This is a genomic window from Paenibacillus rhizoplanae (genome assembly GCF_042684125.1).
Classification (GTDB): Bacteria; Bacillota; Bacilli; order Paenibacillales; family Paenibacillaceae; genus Paenibacillus_AQ; species Paenibacillus_AQ rhizoplanae.
This window is the reverse complement of the sequence record NZ_JBHUKY010000033.1, coordinates 32332-53118: the sequence shown is the minus strand read 5'-3', so window position 1 is coordinate 53118 and position 20787 is coordinate 32332. Positions and strand designations below refer to the sequence as shown.

21 protein-coding genes are annotated in these 20787 nt (G+C 43.8%); 14 read left to right on the top strand and 7 right to left on the bottom strand.

The window, feature by feature from the left end; genetic code table 11:
• The first annotated feature begins 6 nt into the window (after positions 1-6).
• Positions 7-1683 carry a hypothetical protein gene (locus ACFSX3_RS19035; RefSeq protein ID WP_209988367.1) on the top strand — a complete coding sequence of 559 codons (1677 nt, stop codon included), beginning with the start codon at positions 7-9 and terminating at the stop codon, positions 1681-1683.
• 406 nt (positions 1684-2089) lie between these two features.
• Here the strand turns inward: ACFSX3_RS19035 and ACFSX3_RS19030 are convergent, their stop codons facing one another.
• A complete protein-coding gene (locus tag ACFSX3_RS19030; protein ID WP_209988370.1) occupies positions 2090-2320 on the bottom strand; it encodes a hypothetical protein in 231 nt (76 codons plus the stop codon).
• Positions 2321-2523: 203 nt separating this feature from the next.
• Between ACFSX3_RS19030 and ACFSX3_RS19025 the strand changes: the two genes are divergently transcribed.
• The 3 genes from ACFSX3_RS19025 (at position 2524) to ACFSX3_RS19015 (ending at position 4432) form a co-directional block, all read left to right on the top strand.
• Positions 2524-3360 carry a hypothetical protein gene (locus ACFSX3_RS19025; protein WP_379313148.1) on the top strand — a complete coding sequence of 279 codons (837 nt, stop codon included), beginning with the start codon at positions 2524-2526 and terminating at the stop codon, positions 3358-3360.
• A gap of 144 nt (positions 3361-3504) precedes the next feature.
• Positions 3505-4209 carry a hypothetical protein gene (locus ACFSX3_RS19020; RefSeq protein ID WP_209988373.1) on the top strand — a complete coding sequence of 235 codons (705 nt, stop codon included), beginning with the start codon at positions 3505-3507 and terminating at the stop codon, positions 4207-4209.
• Between the two features lie 4 nt (positions 4210-4213).
• A complete protein-coding gene (locus tag ACFSX3_RS19015; RefSeq protein WP_379313146.1) occupies positions 4214-4432 on the top strand; it encodes a hypothetical protein in 219 nt (72 codons plus the stop codon).
• 207 nt (positions 4433-4639) lie between these two features.
• Here ACFSX3_RS19015 and ACFSX3_RS19010 read toward each other — a convergent pair whose 3' ends face one another.
• Positions 4640-5527, bottom strand: a complete 888-nt coding sequence (locus tag ACFSX3_RS19010; RefSeq protein WP_209988376.1) for a hypothetical protein — start codon at positions 5525-5527, stop codon at positions 4640-4642.
• A 249-nt stretch (positions 5528-5776) separates the two neighbouring features.
• Between ACFSX3_RS19010 and ACFSX3_RS19005 the strand changes: the two genes are divergently transcribed.
• Positions 5777-6067: a hypothetical protein gene (locus ACFSX3_RS19005; protein ID WP_209988378.1), complete on the top strand. Its 291-nt coding sequence runs from the start codon at positions 5777-5779 to the stop codon at positions 6065-6067.
• A 137-nt stretch (positions 6068-6204) separates the two neighbouring features.
• Here the strand turns inward: ACFSX3_RS19005 and ACFSX3_RS19000 are convergent, their stop codons facing one another.
• From ACFSX3_RS19000 to ACFSX3_RS18985, 4 genes are all read right to left on the bottom strand, one after another.
• Positions 6205-6456 (bottom strand): hypothetical protein, encoded by a 252-nt coding sequence (locus ACFSX3_RS19000; protein WP_379255739.1) that lies wholly within the window; start codon positions 6454-6456, stop codon positions 6205-6207.
• Between the two features lie 106 nt (positions 6457-6562).
• Positions 6563-7441, bottom strand: coding sequence for a hypothetical protein (locus ACFSX3_RS18995; protein WP_379313144.1), 879 nt, complete (start codon positions 7439-7441; stop codon positions 6563-6565).
• A gap of 41 nt (positions 7442-7482) precedes the next feature.
• A complete protein-coding gene (locus ACFSX3_RS18990; protein ID WP_209988383.1) occupies positions 7483-9021 on the bottom strand; it encodes a cohesin domain-containing protein in 1539 nt (512 codons plus the stop codon).
• 480 nt (positions 9022-9501) lie between these two features.
• Complete coding sequence (locus ACFSX3_RS18985) at positions 9502-9816, bottom strand: DUF6809 family protein (RefSeq protein WP_209988386.1); 315 nt, start codon at positions 9814-9816, stop codon at positions 9502-9504.
• A gap of 107 nt (positions 9817-9923) precedes the next feature.
• Here ACFSX3_RS18985 and ACFSX3_RS18980 point away from each other — a divergent pair, with 107 nt between their 5' ends.
• From ACFSX3_RS18980 to ACFSX3_RS18965, 4 genes are all read left to right on the top strand, one after another.
• Positions 9924-10163: a helix-turn-helix domain-containing protein gene (locus ACFSX3_RS18980; RefSeq protein ID WP_379255745.1), complete on the top strand. Its 240-nt coding sequence runs from the start codon at positions 9924-9926 to the stop codon at positions 10161-10163.
• Positions 10164-10315: 152 nt separating this feature from the next.
• Entirely contained in the window at positions 10316-12127 is a 1812-nt protein-coding gene (locus tag ACFSX3_RS18975) for an ABC transporter ATP-binding protein (RefSeq protein ID WP_209988392.1), read from the top strand.
• Entirely contained in the window at positions 12096-13889 is a 1794-nt protein-coding gene (locus tag ACFSX3_RS18970) for an ABC transporter ATP-binding protein (RefSeq protein WP_379313141.1), read from the top strand. Before ACFSX3_RS18975 ends, ACFSX3_RS18970 begins: the two co-directional genes overlap by 32 nt.
• Before the next feature lie 380 nt (positions 13890-14269).
• Positions 14270-14638 carry an Appr-1-p processing protein gene (locus ACFSX3_RS18965; RefSeq protein ID WP_379255757.1) on the top strand — a complete coding sequence of 123 codons (369 nt, stop codon included), beginning with the start codon at positions 14270-14272 and terminating at the stop codon, positions 14636-14638.
• 86 nt (positions 14639-14724) lie between these two features.
• Here the strand turns inward: ACFSX3_RS18965 and ACFSX3_RS18960 are convergent, their stop codons facing one another.
• The gene (locus ACFSX3_RS18960) at positions 14725-15507 is read right to left on the bottom strand and encodes an AraC family transcriptional regulator (RefSeq protein ID WP_209988398.1); all 783 of its coding nucleotides are present in this window, start codon (positions 15505-15507) and stop codon (positions 14725-14727) included.
• Positions 15508-15692: 185 nt separating this feature from the next.
• Between ACFSX3_RS18960 and ACFSX3_RS18955 the strand changes: the two genes are divergently transcribed.
• The 5 genes from ACFSX3_RS18955 (at position 15693) to ACFSX3_RS18935 (ending at position 20734) form a co-directional block, all read left to right on the top strand.
• On the top strand, positions 15693-16709 hold the full coding sequence (locus tag ACFSX3_RS18955; protein WP_209988400.1) for a glycoside hydrolase family 5 protein: 1017 nt from the start codon (positions 15693-15695) through the stop codon (positions 16707-16709).
• A 36-nt stretch (positions 16710-16745) separates the two neighbouring features.
• Positions 16746-18692 (top strand): alpha-L-arabinofuranosidase C-terminal domain-containing protein, encoded by a 1947-nt coding sequence (locus tag ACFSX3_RS18950; RefSeq protein ID WP_209988403.1) that lies wholly within the window; start codon positions 16746-16748, stop codon positions 18690-18692.
• Between the two features lie 141 nt (positions 18693-18833).
• On the top strand, positions 18834-19259 hold the full coding sequence (locus ACFSX3_RS18945; protein ID WP_209988406.1) for a type II toxin-antitoxin system HicB family antitoxin: 426 nt from the start codon (positions 18834-18836) through the stop codon (positions 19257-19259).
• Between the two features lie 222 nt (positions 19260-19481).
• A complete protein-coding gene (locus tag ACFSX3_RS18940) occupies positions 19482-20057 on the top strand; it encodes a TetR/AcrR family transcriptional regulator (protein ID WP_209988408.1) in 576 nt (191 codons plus the stop codon).
• Positions 20058-20122: 65 nt separating this feature from the next.
• Positions 20123-20734, top strand: a complete 612-nt coding sequence (locus tag ACFSX3_RS18935; protein WP_209988411.1) for a GNAT family N-acetyltransferase — start codon at positions 20123-20125, stop codon at positions 20732-20734.
• Positions 20735-20787: the final 53 nt, after the last annotated feature.

Genomic DNA, 20787 nt, shown 5'->3' with positions numbered 1-20787 from the left:
ATATACATGATACATACTATTTTAAATAAGTACGATGTCTATACTTTCAACCCGAAAAATTACTCTAAAATAGTAAAAAACTTGATAGATTCTAGAGGTTATCTTTGTTATATAGACCATGAATTAGACGAAGGGAAGTTAAATCCACGATATGAACGATACTTGGAGCAAAAAGAAGTTGTTTATTTGAAGCAAGTTCCCGATTATGCTGGAACAAGAACTGTCCCTTTTAGTATAGTTATTAGTGATGCAAAAATTAAAGAAAAAGAAATTGATAAATTATCACAAAAATATGTGATGATGGACGATTTTTATTACAAACATAGTAAAGAAATAGATGAAAATGGTTTTGGTTTTTTTACACATCAGTTGAAATTAGTGGAAGAAGCTTGCTTTGAAAAAGCAATTCAAGTTGAAAATGCATTAGAAAAAATGAATCGAGATTTTTTAAACGAGACGTTCGCATTATCCGCGGGTAAAAGATTTATTTTACTCCCCTTTTTGGCGAAATTTAAAGGGAATTATGTTGAACCTGTAATGATTGCTAATATTTACGAGGTCGGTATCATCACCCTTCAAATGATTATTCCTTTAAATGAGTACGATTTCTCATTAAGTAACACACCACCAAACAATATTGAATTTGATAGCTTAATTTTGTATGAAGCCAAGAAGAATTATTCTACTAAAGATTATTGGGACAAAAAGGAATATGAAACTGCAAGTACATATGATCTTTATGAAAAATATACATTGTATCTAAATACAATCTGTGGAGTTACTTTGAAGAAAAATAAAAACTTGGCCCAGTACGCATGGGTTATGTGTGATTTTGATTTTAAAAGCAAGACTAGTTATGAACAATTTTTAAAAAAACATCAACCTACTATTTTAGGATATTTAATAAATTCAGTTAAAGAGAGAAATGATCGTTTATTTGAGAGTGATATAGAAAAACTTATAAATAAGTTTACTGTTGAAAAAAACAAAGAATCGCTTTTTTTGTGTTCAAAACAGTTTGCTTTTTTGAGTTTCGGTAATTCAATAATAAAAGATAAAATTGCAGCAGTCTTGAAAGAAGATGAAAAAAAATTAAAAGAAGATAAAAATTATGATAATTTATTTAGAAAAAATGCTGAAGATATGATTCTGTCAAACATGTTCCAGTACCTTAAGTTTTATGAATTAACTTTAATAAAAAAGTTTTTTGCAATCAAAATTCTAGTCGAACTTTCAGAATCAACCTATGTGAAACTAGAAGAATTTAATGAAGTGAAAAAAGATATAAATACACTACTATTAAAGTATGATGATTTATTGATTTTTCAAAGTGAAGGGTCACCAAAAGAGATGTATAATGATTTATTAATTAAAACTGGAACAGAAGAAATAGTAAGTAAAGTTCAAAGGACAGTTAGTAATATCAGAGAAGATATTAATCAAACTAGAGAGTTCCATATAAAGGATAGAGATCTTTCAACAACGATCTTGGCATCGTTTATTACGTTGTTGTTTGGATTTGCAGGGTTGAAAAGTTTTATAGAGAACGCAGTTATACATTTTGTAGTTATTGGAAGTTGGGTTGATAAACATAAATTCACTTCAACATTTAGTTTGTGGAGCATTTTGTTTGTTGTTTTGTTATTACTAAATATAAGAAAAGTTATATCTTATAAGAAATAAACATCTTGGATGATGTAATTGCATATTTGCAATTACTACCAACTAAATGGCGGATTTCTTTTGCATTGCATTTATAGGGATTTTCCTTGCCTCATAATGCAAAATTCTATTTAGGTATTTTACACCATACAATGTTAGTAGTAGCGGAATATGATAACTTACATACTTTAAATCCGAAAACTCTTGGTTAACGTGAAGTCGCGTTTTCTGGGAGGTGATTATTTATGAAGATTGATCCTCTTAATGTGGGTTTTGGTTAAATATTAACTAAAGATACTTTTACCCGGTATCTTTCCTCTTTGGGGGAGGATATCCGGGTTTAATGAATAAATATATAGAATGCATGAAGAAGCTCTGTCGCGAGATACTCAGGACATAGCTTTTTTTGCATGTTGAAGAATTGTCTTTATTCACTTGTTTCACCTTCAACCCTCAGCCTGATTACCCGTGAAATATCCTCCACATCCACATATGGCACCCAAACTGGTCCTTCAATCGTATTGATCTTTACTCTATCAGGATCAACAGCTACCTCCGCAATGCCTTTAACCTTCTCTCCGTCATGAAGCCATACAACTATCATTTCTCGTTTCACTGCCGCAGTCTTCAGACCCTGTTTAAGCTTTTTATCCATCATTACACCCCGGAGCTTTTCTAATTATTATACAGCTACTTTATAAGGAAAATTTTCCTCACCTGATCCCTCACTTCTTTATCATTCCACATATTTCCTCAATAACCCTTAAGTGTATTGGAAATCTATTTTTATAAACAGATTGTTTGTTCGCACTTTTTTAGTGTAGGCTCAATAACATACATATCAAGAAGGAGACGTTGAATTTGAAAAAAAAGAAGTTAACATTGGTTTTGGTGGCTATTTTAGTAATGCTAGTATCAACGCTTACAGTAACTAGAATCTACGCTGCTAATGACTACTCTGGTGGTTTTCTAGATGGGAAGTCATACAGTGAGATAAATGGTTCTGCGACAGCAACTGATCATAGTTATATTAATGATAATAAAGAGAATACAAGCGCCACTTTGAGCATGACTTATAACAGTTACCTTACAGTGTATGAAATGAAACCAGCAGTTCACTTGACCGATTATGCTTTTTATTATACCGGCTCACATAATCTTAATTTACAGTTCACATACCTTGTTGATGGTGTCAAAAAATATAAAACTATCACTGTGCCACAAAATGTCCCTGGACGAATAGCCTTAGATAAGGCTTTAGACAATGTGGTAAATGTCAGTATTTATAATACCTCTGGAGTAGCTAAGGGAACGTATTTAGTGAAAGAATTAAATGTATATGGAGTATTACAAACAGAGGTGCCAGTAGAGACTCCAGCGCTAACACCTACACCAGAACCTACACCAGAACCAACTATTGAACCAACGCCAACAGTAACACCGTCACCGACTCCAGAACAGGCAACAGGTAACCGCGCAATTTTGGTAGTAACGATGACCAATGGACTTGAAAAAGAATTTGATCTTCCTATGTCGGAAGTTAATACCTTTTTAAACTGGTACGACACTGCCTCTGGATCGACCCGTTATGGCATCGATAAACATGATAACAACAAAGGGCCATTTACTAGCCGTAAAGATTATGTAATATTTGATAAGATACTCACGTTCAGTGTGGACGAATATTCTGCAAAATAGAATTTTGTCTTAGCCAATCCCGCCAGAAATGGCGGGGTATTTCTTTGGGTTTTGGAAAAGTTTACTTACTCATATATACATAATGTTCCAAATGAAGTATATTTTTATATAGTACTTTTAGGATAGATATTGGGGAGTGAAAGCATGCGAAATAAATTACTGAAGTATTATAAAGAAAATGTGAGTGTAGAAGCGTTAGTGAATTCGCGTATCAAGAGGTTTTACTGCTTTTTAAACATTTCTTTTTGGATGTTAATAGTTTCTGTTGCATCCTTGTTAATTACTTATCCAATCTATGCCTTACATAACCCACTGCCAATTGTTATTTCTTTAATTGTTATTGTTATCTCAATATTTTCTATAATAGTAGCTCTTAATATGTATTTGAGGAGGGCGAGAGCAATTATCAGGGTCGATTTGAAACTTCCCTTAAAACAAACAACGGGGCGTTGGCGCACTGAGGACTTTGATGACCACCAGAGGAAAATGATATCTGATTACATCATAGAGAATCAACTGAATAAAAAATGGAAAATTGAAAAATTAATTGCGTCCTTAACAAAGGATAAAGAGTCTTTAATAGTTCCACCGCTAATAGCCCCGACAGTTTTTATTTCTTTGATGATACCAATAATAAATCAGTTGTTGTCTTTTCTGTTATTAAACTATACTACGAAGTCAATTGAAATTTTTGTTTACGCTTTTTTGTTTACCATATCCATAACTGTCATCGCAAATACATATAAAAAGCAGATATGGAGCATTAGAGAAGATTTATTTAAGAATTATTACCACCGCAGAGATTTAATCGATATTCTTGAAGATGTTTTGCTTTCAATTGAGGAGTGATTTCTTGAGTACTACATACAAAGTCCTGGAGAGCGATACAGACTTTCTCATTGCTGCTTTGTCACAGTCTAAGGTATCAGTATGGTACAGTGAAGAACCGGACCCTATCGGTAATCTGATGGACTATGGTGGCATAGTGGAGGGGGATACGCCGGATTCTATTAAGATAGTAGGTGCTCGTTTCATCCGGGAGAGATTTGAATTTAGAGCATACATAAAATAACCCGCCGTGCTTTTGCCTGGCGGGTCTTTTGCTCTTATGCAATCCAGGCGGGTCTCATCGTCGTCTTGCCTCTAGTCACTTTGCCATCCATAACCTACGTATCTAAAGGGGGGGATTAACGTTTCACTACTTTAAATATGAAGAGAAAAAGCAGTGAAAGTTTATCTCACTGCTCTTGTCTTAAATAATTATAATTTTTGTTGAAAATTAATAGGCTTTAATAGTAAATGTGTTTTCCCATTCCCATATATCACCAACAAATGTGCCGATGGAGAGACTTATGATTCCAATGTTAATACTGGGGGTTATTGCGGTCCAAGGGTGTGTATATTTAGTTACCCATTTACCGGTAGTATTTACATTTGTAACCGGTATTCTTACGATGTCTGCCATGTATCCCTTTGATTCACTAAAGATGCCTGTCGGTTGTGTGAATGAGCCAATCCTCCCTGAGACGGAACCTCCATTACTATATGATAGGGTTTTATTACCCCAGGCATTTAAAACGTACCAACTGTAACCACCACTATGTCCAATGCTGGTAGTGTGTGCCTGCCAAGCATGTGCTATTTTATCAGTGAATTTTTGAGTGACGTTTTGATTAAAGGACCATTTGTCCTCGTATGCGTAAGTGAACTCTGCTGCATTAGGCGATTTACCCATGTACGTCAAAGAACCGCGTCCATTAAATGAGCCAGACCCATCTGATCCCATAGCAAATGGTGTTACATTAATGCTTTTATCGGATTCCAAATTGAGCTTTTTCATTTCTGTCTGTCTTAAGTCCTCAATTTTTTCCTTATTAAAATCAGTCACCAAGTGTTTTGTTCCATCCGAAGATTGAAAATATCTCTTTACATTAGAAGTTTCAACATCGACCGAAGTTCCACCTTGAGACACGAGAAATTCTTTTTGACTGCGAAGCATATCATTAATGCGCTCTTCACTGATATTCATCTGCAGTAAAATACTATTCAACTGATCATCAGTAAGGTTCTGCGAATTTTCGACAGGAACAACTCTTCCATCTACTCTCTTCTCAATTGTAACGTTAGTATCTAATTTTATACTCTTATCAATTTGATCTTCTTTCAATTCAATATTATTCGCATTAGCAACGGGTGAGATTAGAATTAATGAAAAGAGTGTTACCCCTAATGTTTTGAAAAGTTTAATAATAAGTCACTCCTAATTTTTATTTGGAAAACTATGATATAATGTTCACTAATCACCTTCTTTTTTGTATTATTTGGTATCGATACTCTATTAGTCTAACTTACAAATGAAGGAATGTGAAGAAAATAAATGTAAATTAATGAACATATCGTAAAAATGGAGGAAATAATGAAAAATAGAAAAAAGATAATTTTTATTCTTATTATTATTATTATACCTATAATTTACTATTTTTTTGTTTTTACTAGTACTGCTTCTTTTGGAAGAATAGAAAAGAAAGTGTCTATGGACAATCACTTTTATATTGAAGTGAAATTTGAAGATGGCTCACTTAGAGATATCAATGTACCTGAAATTGTCTGGCCTTTTTTGAAGGAAAAAAGAACATATTTTATGGACTATAGATATAATTTCTTGCGCAAATATTACTTAGTAAAAATTAAAGAAGAAAAAATATAAACGATTTTCAAAATAAAATACAGTTCAAAGTTAATGTGTTGTGAGAAAGTCGACTAGCTGGAAGCTAGAGGATATTTTTAAATAGTATTTATATCGGGAATATAAAAAAGCCCCAGTTTGACCTGGGGCTGCAATGACTAATCTTCAAACAAATCATCCATTAAGGTTTTAATTTCCTCTTTCCGCGAAGCAGAAGCTACAGTATCAATTATGACCTTATCATTATCAAAAATAAGAGTTTCTCCCGCCTTTGCTCCCCATTTGGCACAATTTGTCCTACAATAATGTCCTCCATTTGTATCCGTTCTTCCAGGATGAGCCTCGGCTATTACTGGAAGAAAAATTAAGAGTAGTGCAATTAACCATGAAAAATAGCTTTTCTTCAACATATATCCCCCCAGTCTTATTCTGGAAACAGTCTATCAGGTGGAGGTAAATTTTACTATATGTAAATAGGAAAAAGCCCGTCAGTGATTGCCTGACGGGTTTGTTTTTTTATTGGGCCGTGTACTCACTTACTTCAAAGGTAAGGATCTTATCATGTATTACGTATTCAGTTCGTTTACTGAAGGGGCCTTTGTTGTTGTCGTGCTTATTTATACCATACCGAGCAGATCCTGTAGCTGAATCGTACCAGGAAAGGAATGCATTTACTTCTGACATAGGTAAATCGAATTCTTTCTTATCGCCTGTAATTAAAGTAACAGTTAGGATAGCCTGATCGCCAGAAGGTGCGCCCGGTGTTACTGAAGGAGTAGGCTCGGGTGTTACAACTGACGTTGGTTCAGGAGTTGTAGTTGTTGTAGGTGATGGAGTAATTGAAGGAGTAGGAGCGTTAGTAGGATCTGGAGATAAGTTCCCATATACATCGAATTCCCTACTCACAAAATTATCGTAACTATAATTGATTAGTTTTACAAAGCGTACATTTTTGACTATTGTCGGTAAATGAATGATAGATCCGTCTTTAAGCGGGTTTTCTATAGTTGAGATTGTGTTCCTATTTTGATCATAAAAAGCTACTGACCAGCCCCAAGTACCATAGTAAGTTAAATCTAATGCGAATGATTCAATGTCATACAATGCTCCTAAGTCCCGATAATAAGCATAACCTGCTTTTGTATCGAGATTCGATGCCGCTATTTTATCTGTTAAATTTAAATATGGTTTCCCCGCTGATAGGTGTACATTGGGAACATAAAATAGATCCTTTCCAGATAATAGTCCTGCTGTGTTGTAAATATTTTGAGTAGGTGCTGAAGGTGAACTCGGATCCGCAGAAATTGAAGAAGAAGTGAACATAGATGTAATCATTACAATTAATAAAGTGATGATAGTTATAGAAGTAGCTAGTATCTTCATTTTTCTTGACAATTTAATATACCCCTTTGTAATAAGGCTTTTTGATTTCATTATTAAGTATTAGGTAAGTAATCCGGATTGTTTAGAATCTGATCAACAATAAAAAGCAGGTCATCATCATTAACATATTCATCACCGGCTTGTTGTGCGTTGTATTTTACCGGATCAACATCAGGTGCGAAATACTTGAAGTACCTGGCATCAATCGCAAGGTCAACCAGAGTGAATGTACCGGATTTATTTACGTCAGTTGCCTCTATGATAATGCTGTCCTCTAAACAGTTATCTGTCTCAAGATCATATTCCTCTTCGGTATCGGCAATTCTCGCCTTGGTTGAATCGACAACTGCTGTACCTTTGGCTTTGGCCTTAAACTTAAGCTTTACGACAACCGTGTCTTCGTTGATGCCGTATTCTTCACCCTGGCTGGCTACTACAAAACGGACAGCGCCGTTTTGATCAACGGGTTTATTATATGCTTTATAACCCGTGACCTCTTCAAACCCGAGATACTGTAAGTGCTCTTTGTCGTACTTCACTTCAAAGTCTTCAGCGTAAATATTCTTCACATTTTTTAGTGATATATCTGCTGTGAACTCTTTGCCTAAACCAATCTTTTCTGGTGCAATGGCTACATCAAGAGTAGGCTCTAGCGCTGGTGTTGGAGTAGGGCTTGGTGGGGGTTCTGGTGTAACGGTAGGACTTGGCGTTGCTGTTGGTACTGGTGTCGGTGTTGGCGCTACGGTCGGCGCTACAGTTGGTGTCGGCGTTGACTCTGCCCCAAATACATCAAATTCAGAAATATAATTTACGTTTGATGAATCATTATTAGCTACCCTGATTCTCGTCACATTATCTGTAGACAAATCGACCTCAGTACCGTTGATTTCAGTAACACTTACACTTTTCAAAATATTGACCCCATTGTAGAGTACAACACTTAGTGATCCGTAAGTAGTATTAGACTGACTATACGTATACAGTTTGTAAGATTTAATGTTTGTCGCTGATGCAAAGGCATATTCCATAAACCCACCATTGGTAGGCAATCCCTTATAAGTAGAGTTATTGTTATCCGTCCAATCCATTTGCCCGTATGCAGCACTGCTACCGGACGAAGAATAGGTATTCAGAGGCAAGCCACGCAACAACCCTGCGGGCGTTGGTGTTGGTACTGGTGTTGCTGTAGGGGTTGGTGTTGGACTTGGAATAGGTATTACTGTTGAGAAATTATCACCCGATGATTTTAAAAGAGTGCTACCATTAAAAATTGAAACATTTTTTACAACTGATCCTGGTGTCATAAAAGCTTTGAAAACTTTAACATCATTAAGTGCAGGGCTAAATGTGATGGTGGTGACTTTATCAGTTGTTGTTGTTACTGACTCAGACCACAACGTTGAGTTGTACGAATTAAGCAAATAAGCTGCAATTGATCCATTACTAGATACGGCAATGGACGTAACATTGTTAAAAGATTGACCAAAATCATGATATACGCTTTCATTGGTTCCTGATCCGTTACCATAGGCAAAAGATGATACAGGAAAAACAAAAATTGAACACAAAATTATAAAAAGTACCTTTTTCAATTAACACACCTCACAATAATTTTTTAATTCATCAATCAAAAAATCTTTTTTATGTACTAATCAGTTAATTATCTGATTTCCCCCTTTCGTAGAATAATTTGTATTCATATAGCCAAGTTATCCTAAGACAATAATTGGTATATGTCTAAACATTAATTCTTATATATGGGATATATAGATTGAAGACATTAAAAGTACATAATTATGGGAAGGTATATAGGTATTTTGAAATAATCCAGAGGGAAATCTCATAAATATAAACATCGGTTTAACCATAAAAATGGTATGGCTGAATAAAGCGGGGAAATTACAAAGCAGAAAGTTAAGGAATTAAGGACCAGGGGCGGGAGATCTGCACAAGATCTAGGCTGACTCCGTCCCGACATTACAAAGAAACCTTGAGAAATCAAGGTTTCTAATTACTTTTAAATGAGGTTCTATTTAAAACATTTATGAACCACGCAGAATTCTTTAAGTTATTCACTGTTTATTATCACCAACACTACTCAACCTACTAGCAAGATCCTCCTCCCCTGTTAAAACCTCTACCATAATGCCTGCTCCCAGACGGAAGCCATATTTGAAAATCGAGGATAGCTCCATGCCGTGTGTCTGTGCATTTAGATCTAACAACGCTTCTAATTGTTGGAACTCCTCTTCTGTCAGCCGATTCTTCCAAGTCTCTATGATTTCCGATGTTTGTTGACATAACGCAGAGTATTGTGGGTCACTTGGTATTACGTTTTCATTCGGATGCAAATGGCCATGATATAGCTTCTCTAAAAGACTCTTCATTCCCTCATCCCCTTTATGCAAATTATATCATAAATTATTATCATTTTGTAGAGTATACTACGTGGATTTAAGTGTTCGGACAACTAAATAATTAACCTAAAAGAGGTATGGCCTTGAAATCAGAAGAAATCTTTGGGCAAGTGTTAAAGACTATTCGGAAGAGAAGCAATATGAGTCAAGAGAAGTTAGCCCTCCAAAGTAATCTTGACCGGACTTACATATCGATGCTAGAACGCGGGATTCATCAGCCTACGCTGAACTCATTACTAGCGCTTGCAGAGGCTTTGAATATGAAGGCTTCTGAGTTGGTTAGGCTTGTGGAGGAAGAAATGACTGGAACCAAGTAAATAGTTCGTAATCGCAAATGACTGCTGCCCACCCCGGCACAGTCATTTTTATTTTCTACCCAACCCCTATAATCTGACAGGTTATTCCTCCCGGATGGAAATGATACTATGAGTTGGGGCGTGCTTATAATTCATTCCAACAAGGAGACTACATGCTTACTTCAAGAAAATATACCGAATTCGATCTGATCGGGATTCCGCTGCGGGTGATTCCGGTGCAGACGGTGGCGGCGGTGGGGTATATGCTGGTGGATGCCCTGATGCCTGCGTATCAGACGCTGGTGATGGCTTATTTCATTAACACGGCGACCCATATAGTGAATGGCCGGGCGGAGTATTCGTTAATCTATAAGCCGCTTGCGCTGATTATGGGTTATGTGATCGTTACTCATCTGCTTCCCAGCCTGATGCAGCTGGTTGAGCTGACGGGGCGTAATCGGCTGAATGTGCGGCTGAAGCGGGAGATGGTGCTCAAGCGGGCGCAGCTGGAGTACCAGCATATTGAGAATAAGGAGACCGCAGAGTTAATCCATAGGGTGTGCGGCGATCCGGTAGGTCATTTCATGGGCGGGTTCAACAATATAATGAGTGGACTGAATCTGCTGATCGGGACCGCTTCGCTGCTTGTGATTGTGATGTCGTCCACGTTCATTACGGGGATTGTGATTGTGCTGGTTGCGGTGCCTTTGTTCTATATTGCCATGAAGACGGGCAAGGCGAATTATGTGCTGGGGATGGATGCGCAGCGGATACGGAGGAGGAGCGCAGATCTGGCGCATATCCTGACCAGCCGGGAAAATGCCGAGGAACGCACGTTATTCGGATATAGTCCGGCGCTCAGAGATCGGTACGACAAGCTGTATGATCAGACGTACGCGGTGGAGAAGAAGATACAGATCCGAAGCTTCATTCATCTGAAAAGCGGCTCGATCATCGCCCTGCTGATCGGCATCATTATAGTGGCCTTGCTGTTGCCTGCGCTGCACTTGGGCGAGCTAACGATAGGCCTGTACATTTCGCTGGTGACCGCGATCTTCAGTCTCGTGCAGAGGATGTCCTGGCAGTTAGCCGAGACGATGCAGGAGCATGCGCGGATGAAGGAGTATCTGAAGGATTTCTCAGCTTTTGCCGGGCTCAGTGAGAAGATGGATGCCGCTGCTCTACCTATGGAGATAGACGGCTTCGTCTTTCAATCACTGGAATTCAGGCAGGTGAGCTTCCGCTACCCGGATACGGAAAGATACATATTGAATCAATGCTCGTTCACCATGGTTAGCGGGAAGAGCTATGCCATTGTCGGTGAGAACGGGGCCGGTAAGTCTACCCTGATCAAACTGCTCACCGGAATGTACGATAACTACGAGGGAGAAATCTACATTAATAATAGGAACCTGCGGGAGTACAGCTACCCGGAGCTGAAAAGCATCATCGCTGTGGTCTTCCAGAATTACGCCAGGTACGCGCTGACGATCCAAGATAATGTCCGGCTGGGGGATATCCTGAGGCTGGATGAAGAGCGAATCCGTCATAGCATAAGCAAGATGAATCTGAGCGGAATGGTCCAGGGGCTGGAATACGGTCTCGATACTTACGTCGGCAAAATCAAAGAGAACAGTCTGGACCTCTCCGGCGGGCAGTGGCAAAGGTTGGCGGTAGCCAGACTGTTGTACTCCAGTTCAGCCATCCATATTATGGACGAACCTACGGCTGCCCTTGACCCGATAGAAGAGAGCAGACTATATGAAATGTTCAGCAGCATCCGCGCAGACCGGTTCACCATATACATCACCCACAGGCTGGGCGCTGCGAGAATCTCGGATGAGATCCTGGTGGTGCGTAACGGGCGGATTGCGGAGCAGGGCTCCCATGAGCAATTGCTGGAAATCCCGGACGGGATATACGGGAAGATGTTCGCCAGCCAGAAGTCGTGGTATGAAGCAGAGAGTATGGTGCAGCATGGATAGAATACAGGGGAAGGGATTCCTGAGCAACGGGGTCAGATGCCTGCGGCTTTTATTCCAGGTGAATCCCGGGATGTCTTATACGTACATCGGTGTTGCCTTGCTCCAGGCGTTGTCCTGGGTGCTGCAGGTGTTATTGTTGCAAAGGTTTTTGGATGCGGCGGCTGCATATGCTACTGGTAGTATAGGCTTCAGGATGATTCTCCTGTCCTTGGGCGCGCTGGCACTTATGTATCTGTTTTATCATGTCATGGATGGACTCGGGAACTGTTATGAGGAGATTTACGGGTTAAGCGTGGGTAAGCACCTGAATCTGATGATTTTTAAGAGAGTAGATTCGTTACAGGTCTCTGAATTCGAGGACACGAAGCGGCTGGATTATATCCACAAGGCTGTGAACGGGAGCGGCAAGCTGATCTGGATCGGGACGACCTTGCTGGACATTCTGTTCTACTATACGACTTATTTCGTATTCATCGGGTGGTATCTGTTCACGCTTAAGCCAGTGCTTGCGCTAAGTATTGTCGTCGTATTTGTCCCGGTGATGCTCTCTGAGTGGGTGCTGATGTCAGCATTCAAGAATCTGGAGGCGGCATCTGCTCCGATCCGGCGGGAAAGTGACTACTATGAACAGTGCTTGACGGACAAAAAGCACCTCTCAGAGACCCGGTTGCTGGGGGCTACTGCATTTTTCGAGAATCTGTATACCTCTGCCCTGCAACGGTTGAACGCTATTGTACTCCGGACGCAGGTACGCAAGCATCTCGTTCAGCTCATACTGAATATAGTGACGGTTATTGGCTACGGCCTGATCGTATACATGCTGTTTGTGTCTGTGATGAAGCAGGAGATTTCGATTGGAGCTTTTGCGGCGGTGCTGGCTTCGATTGGCAGTCTATACCGGTTCATGAACAAGCTGATCACCGAGAGAATCGCCTGGGCTACGGAGAATATCGGCTCTACTGAGAATTTTCTGGATTTCATCGACGAACCTGTTCAGAGGACCAGCAACATGCCAAAGCCCGCAGACAGTGATATTGAGCTAAAAGCTGTCCGCTTCCGCTATCCGCTGGCGACCCGAAATGCGGTGGAGGAGATTGACCTGATCATCCCGAATAAGCAGACACTGGCGATTGTAGGCGAGAATGGAAGCGGGAAGACCACGCTGTGCCGCATCATTATGGGGTTATACCCGCCTACGGCAGGGGAAGTGTGGTACGGGAAAGTGGAGGCCTCGCGGACTAGCTATGAGCGAACGTCGGCTGTTTTTCAACATTATCGCAAGTATAATGAGACTATACGGGAGAATGTGCGGATCAGCCAATATTCCAAACCAGCAGATGATACCGCAGTAGTATCCACGTGTGAGGAGGCCGGGGTGCTTTTATCCGGTGAAGGGGTTAAGGAAGGGCTGAATACGATGCTGGGACGGGAGTTCGGCGGCACGGATCTATCCGGCGGTCAGTGGCAGCGTGTAGCGATTGCGCGCGGATTGTTCCGCGACAGCGATTATATGATCTTGGATGAACCTACGGCGGCCATCGATCCCTTGGAGGAGACCCGCCTGTATAACGACTTCGCCGCCCTGTGCCGGGATAAAACCGCAGTCCTCGTGTCCCACCGATTAGGCTCCGTGAAGCTCGCGGATCGAATCCTCGTGATGAAGGACGGAAGGATCGTACAGGACGGCACGCATGAGCAGCTAATGAGCATGGAGGGCGAGTACCGGACGATGTATGAGGCGCAACGGAAGTGGTATGTGTAGGGGGGCGGAGGATTCATATAGAAGGAAATGATATAATTCTAAATACAAGAATGAGATAGATTGAACTTGAAACTATTCGGATAGGGAAGAGTGACGGAGGAGAATTTTGGAGCTGGAGGAGCGGTAGCGTCCGCCTTTGTCGCCGGATTTCTACTGCTAATATAGTTCAAATTAAGAAATCTGGGGACAACAGCGGCCGGAAGGCCAAACATTCTCTGGAGTCACGACTATCCCGGAACGGACATCTTTAAGTTCAATCTATCTGCCAAACACCCAAGTCACAACAACAAGGAGAGAACCATGACCATCCAAATCGTAAACGGCGATCTATTAGAGCCAGTGAAGATATTCTAGGGCACCAGGTGAATTGTCAGGGGGTGATGGGGTCGGGGATAGCGAAGATTCTGCGGGACCGTTATCCGAATTTATATCCTGAATATAAAAAGTATTGCGACCAGCACACGCCAGAGGATTTGCTCGGACATTGCCAGCTGGTGCAGACGGGCGCGAAGTACACGGCGAATCTGTTCGGCCAGCTTAACTATGGAAGGAGCAAAACCCGGTATACCGATTATGCTGCGCTGGAGAAAGCGTTAGCTACACTGAAGACCGAAGCCAAGGCCAAGGGTCTGTCTGTGGCCCTTCCGTACAACATTGGCTGCGGGTTGGCGAACGGGGAGTGGAGTGTGGTGGAGCGAATCATCGGGACAGTGTTTGAAGATTATGAAGTCACTTTGTACAAAATCTAGCCTGTATTCAGGCTTCACCCCGACCTGACCGCCCATAAGCAGTCTGGTTGGTTATACGTATCGAAGCAATGCCCCACTTTGTGGGGTTATTTTTTGTGCTCCCTGTACTGGGTGGGCGTCTGCCCTGTCTGCTGCTTGAACTGGCGCATGAAGTGAATCTCGCTGGCGTAGCCGCTCATTTCTGCGATTTTTTTGACGGAGGTGTCCGTGGTGGTGAGCAGGTATTTCGCATGTTCGATCCGGCTGGTAATGACGTCGGACATCGGGCTTACACCGAAGAAGTCCTTATACAAGTGCTGGAAGCAGGAGCGGCTCATGGTTAATTCGTGGGCTAGTCCATCGATGGTCCAGTTCAGGAAGGGCTGGTTATAGATTTTGGTGCGGATAATGGACATCTTGTTGTAATGCGTGTTGCCGACTTCCTTCTGGGTCGAATGAATCCGGTTGCTGAGCTTAATGAAGAATAATTGCAGATATAATTCGATGGTCTCGTCCTTATGCGGGTTCTCGGAATAAGCCTCATAGCACAAATTGTTAATGATAATCGATAGCTCGTTCAGGTCACCAATCGGAATGACTTCATCCCTGGGGATCGCCAGACGGTCCAGCAGCGCTTCATTCCCCGGCTTGTCCAGCCGGAAATGGAACCAGTCATTGGTGAACTGTGACCCGTATGCCCGGTAGAACTGAGGCGTATGCTCACTGTACAGGATGAAGGAGTCTGGACCTGTCACCCGGCTCTTTCCCTCCAAAGTGAAGATGGCCGGCGTCTTCAGCAACAGCAGCATATAGTCTCCCGACCCTTGGGGCCTGTTGATGATGAAGTCCGCGTCATGGCTGTGATTGTAGCCGATATTGTGTATGTTCATATGAACCTCCTGCGCAGCAGATAGATCTATTGTAGAAGCTAGGGGTGCCTTTTGTAAATGAGGATTGCACAATAAGTTAGTACTTACGCACGATGTGTAATTGTCCTGCAGCCAGGGATTATCTATGCTTAAGGCAGGTAAGCAAGAGGAGTATACAATGAAGGCTGAGGCCGGAGAGGATGATAATGATGAAAGAGTGGACCGGTTATTCAAGAGGGGTGAATCTCGGAGGCTGGCTGTCCCAGTGTCCGTATCAGCATACACATTATGATAGCTTCATTACGGAGAAGGATATCGAGACGATTGCCTCCTGGGGACTGGACCATGTCCGGCTGCCGGTAGACTATGAAGTGATAGAGGATACGGGGAATGCCGAGACTTACGCCGGGTTCAAGCATATCGACAATTGTATCCGCTGGTGCGCTGCCCATGGGCTGAATCTCATTATAGATCTGCATAAGACGCCGGGCTTCTCCTTCAACAGCGTGGCCGAGAATTCCCTGTTCGATGATCCGGCGCTCCAGGAGCGGTTCTTGAATCTGTGGAAGGCGATTGCCAGCCGGTATGCCAGCTATAAGGACACTGTGGCTTTTGAATTGTTGAATGAGATTGTGGAGAAGGACAGCAGCCGCTGGAATGCGCTGGCCCACCGGACGATTACTGAGATCCGCAAGCATGCGCCGGGGACCAAAATCGTTGTCGGCGGTATCCAGTGGAACAGCGTGCATACGCTGGAGCTGCTGGACCAGCCTTTTGATGAGAATATCGTCTACACCTTCCACTTCTATGAGCCGTTCCTGTTCACGCACCAGCGTGCGGCTTGGGTGGAGCAGATGCCTAAGAGCAGCATGGACTATCCGGGTGACCTGGAGAACTATCGGAGCACTTCGGCAGCCATTGGCGCTTTCGGCTCGGGGCTTCATGCAGGAGGTATCCACGAGATGGGCCCGGCGTACATGACAAGCCTAATTCAGAATGCCATCGATGTCGCTGCGGAGCGGAATGTGTATCTGTACTGCGGGGAATACGGCGTTATTGAGCAAGCTCCTTCGCAGAGCGTGGTGAACTGGTATAAGGATGTGCATGGAGTGTTCGAGCAATACAAGATAGGCCGGGCCGCTTGGACCTATAAAAAGATGGACTTCGGCATCTCCGACCGCTACGACAGCAGCATTACGTCTGCGATTATTTCTTATCTGTGAGCGGGTTAATACTCTTTATGAAGCGAGGTCTTATAAATGAAAATACAAATTACAGATAAATCCGGAGTATCGATCTCCAAGGGGATGATTGGGCTCTTCTTCGAGGATATCAACTACGGTCTGGACGGCGGGCTGCATGCCGAGATGATTGAGAACCGTTCTTTTGAGTTCATGAAGGCGCAGGGCGACAGGGGGAGCTACAGCGAGAGTCATGACGGCCTTTATGGTTGGACGGCTTATCCCGCAGAGGCATACGGAGCCACGCTGGAGATTGGGACGGAGCATCCGCAGAATGAGGTCAATCCCCATTACCTGGCGTTTACCGCCGGGGAGACGCAGAACGCTTTTACCAATAAAGCCTATGATGGTGTGTCTCTGAAGCCGGGACTTACGTATGAGGTATCCTTCTATGCCAGAGCGGAGGGGTATACAGGGGGCATTGAAGTTTCGGTTGAGCAAAATAGCACAGTTATGGCACAGGCTGTCATCGCCACAGCGGTAGGGGAAGAGTGGACACGCTATACAGCGCAGCTTAGCAGCAGTGAGCCTGTATCGTATGGGAATTTCGTCATCCGGCTGGATGCTCCGGGTACGGTCTGCTTCGACTTCGTCTCCATGATTCCCTCCGATGCGGTGCTGGGTCTGTTCCGCCGGGATCTGGTCGGGCTGCTGGAGGAGATGAAGCCTGGCTTCCTGCGCTTCCCGGGTGGATGTATTGTTGAAGGCTATAACCTGGAGAACCGTTATCAATGGAAGCGGAGTGTGGGTGCCGCCGAACAGCGCAGGAATAATAGCAGCCGCTGGGCGCTGCACGGGAATAATGAAGAGAATCAGTATACGAGCGAATACAGTCATTATAATCAGAGCCTGGGGATTGGGTTCTATGAGTATTTCCTGTTGTGTGAATACCTGGGGGCACGGCCGATTCCGGTGCTGAATGTCGGGCTGGCTTGCCAGTTCCAGTCTACTGAGCATGTGGGCGTGCATGATGAGGCTTTCCAGGAGTATATTCAGGATGCGCTGGATCTGCTGGAATTCGCCAACGGGCCAGTGGATTCTCAGTGGGGCCGCCTGCGGAGTGATATGGGCCATCCTGAACCGTTCGGTCTGGAGATGATCGGGATCGGCAACGAGCAGTGGGAGACGGAGCATGCAGACTTTTTCACCAGATACGATCTGTTCGAGCAGGCGATTCATGCGGCGTACCCGTCTGTACAGCTCATCGGCTCCGCCGGGCCGGATGTCAGTTCGGTCAACTACACCCGGGCGTGGGAATATTACCGGAAGCGGGCCGAGGGTAATCCAAACTTCGTCTACGCTATCGATGAGCATTACTACGTGAAGCCGGAATGGCTGTGCGAGAACGTACATTTCTATGATCAGTATCCGAGAGACATCAAGGTGTTCGCCGGGGAATATGCGGGTCACTATGGCAACGGGATGAATGCGCCGCACTTCAACAGCTGGGGCGCTGCGCTGGCAGAAGCCGCATTCCTGACAGGCCTTGAGCGCAATGCCGATATCGTTGTGCTGGCCTCTTATGCTCCGTTGTTCGCCAGACTTGGTTACGCGCAGTGGTCACCGGATATGATCTGGTTCGACGGGGAGAGCAGCTACGGTACACCAAGCTATTACGTGCAGCAAATATACAGTACGCTGATGGGGACGAAAGTGCTGCAGACGGTGCATGACCAGGAGGAGATTCCTTACACTGTCTCTTATGATGAGGAGCAGCAAGTCCTTTACGTGAAGCTGGTGAACACGCTGGAGCGAACTGTGAGAGTGGAGCTGGAGACTGAGATGTCCCTGACCGGACTCGGCGAGGCGTATGTCATGCAGGGGCAGGAAGCGGAAGTGAACTCTATTGAGGCTCCGCGCAATATCGCGCCTAAGCGTGAGCCGCTTGAAACCGCGAACTCCATGGTATATAAGCTTGAGCCCAAGTCATTCCATGTGCTGCGGATGGAGTGCCAAGAGAAGTAGCCTGTGTGGTACATTCAAACCTCTTAAGAAGCTTAATGGAGCTTTTTAAGGGGTTTTAACAAAGATCTGCCGAAGAAAACCATCATAAGTATCCTCAAGCAGGCAGGACTTCAATAGTTCCATCGAAAGGAGATCATACACATGAAGGATAAAGTGAAATTTTACCGTTATTTTGCGACCTTTGAACAAGACGAAGATGGAATTACTGTAGAATTCCCTGATCTTCCTGGTGCAATTACCTGCGGTCAGAATATAGACGAAGCGTTCCAAATGGCCAAAGATTGTCTCGCGCTGCACCTATTTGGGATGGAGGAAGACGGCGACTTGATTCCTGCTCCCTCTGGTATTGATGCGCTCAATAAACTCACAGCAGGAACGGGGAAAATGGCTGCTCTAATCGAGGTGTTCATGCCACCTTACCGGAGTTCCATATCAGAGCGATCCGTGAAAAAGACACTAACTATTCCCAAATGGCTGGATGACCTCGCAGCAACAAATAACGTGAATTACTCACGGATTCTGCAGGATGCATTGAAGGAACAACTCGGTGTGAATGAAAGAAGATAAACCATAGGTAACTAACCTCCCTGTGGAGGAAAAGGTAACCCCCGTACAGAAGCGTTCAGCTTTCTTGAGGGGGTTTTTGATATTCCTTGAATAATTTGACACCACAAACCTGCTGGTATAAAATAAACATAAATGATAGATAAAAATATCATTATATTAACTAAAGTATCATTATGTTAACAAAACTATCACTCATCCTACAGCGGAGGCAGGACTATATTCATGAAAACCAGTGTTAAAGATAACAAACGTAAGGCCATTCTGGACGCGTCCACGGAGCTGCTGGCGCTCAAGCCGACGGCTACGCTGCAGGAGATAGCGGATCACGCAGGGATCGGCATTGCGACGCTGCACCGTTATTTCTCCACCAGGGAGCTGCTGCTGGATGCGCTGGCGCTGAATGCGATCGGGCTGGTGGAAGAAGCGCTTGGGGGCGTTACCGCAGAGGAGCGCGATATGCTCTCATTCCTGATGGAAGTGTTCGAGGTGCTGATTCCTTTGGGCAGCAAGGTGTCTTTTCTCAGCTCTGCAGCCTCAGTGGACGAGAACCCGCATATTGTAGCCGAGGAAGCACGGATCAAGCAGCCGCTGCGGGAAGCGGTGGAGGGTTGGCAGGCACGCGGTCTGCTGAGTACCGGAATGACCGCCCACTGGATCATAACGGTCATGTATAATCTGTTGTTCGTTGCCTGGCAGGAGATCCAGAAGGGGAATCTTGCGAAGAATGACGCTCCGCAGCTGCTGGTTAATACAGTCCTCCAGGGCTTTGGCAGAACAGGGCAAGGGGACGGCAGGTAACCGTGAAGAGGGCTCGTTCACCAAGACGGATAGCATCTGGAGTGGAACAATAAGGAGGAACCGGTATGTCAACACTGCAAGTAGAGATCGTAGACCGCTTGGATGAAGTGCAGAAACGCGAGGTCGCCAGACTATACTATCAGGCTTTTGCCCTCAAATTCAGCGCCCTATGGATATTTACCCGTGAAGAGAAGGAGGTTGTGGAGGTGCTCTGCCGCAGCCTGCGTTATGACAACGGTCTATACGCGCTATGTGAGGGAAGGGTTATAGGATTCATCGGTCTGGAAAAAGGTGACGGCTTCTTCGCCGCGCTAAACTATGCGTCGCTCAGGCAGACATTCGGTATCTTCGGTGGTGTGTGGCGTTATGCAGCCTACGGCGTATACCGTCTGTTCCACAGTGGTATCTCTAAGGACACGATTCACATTGACCCGCTTGTTGTTTCTGGTGAAGCCAGAGGGCTTGGAATCGGAACCCGGCTGCTGGAAGCCGCCTTCACCTGGTCCCGGCAGGCGAACCGCAGTAAGGTGCTGCTGGAGGTTGTCGATACCAATCCGCTGGCGAAGAAGCTGTATGAGCGGGTAGGCTTCCGGACCTTCAAGGTGGAGAATACCCGGTTGTTCTCCTCGCAGGCGGGCTTCCACAAAGTGCTGCATATGGAGAAAATGCTGAAATAGCCTGACACTCGTTCCCGATCCGCAGGAGGATTGGGGATTTTTGTATTTTTTTA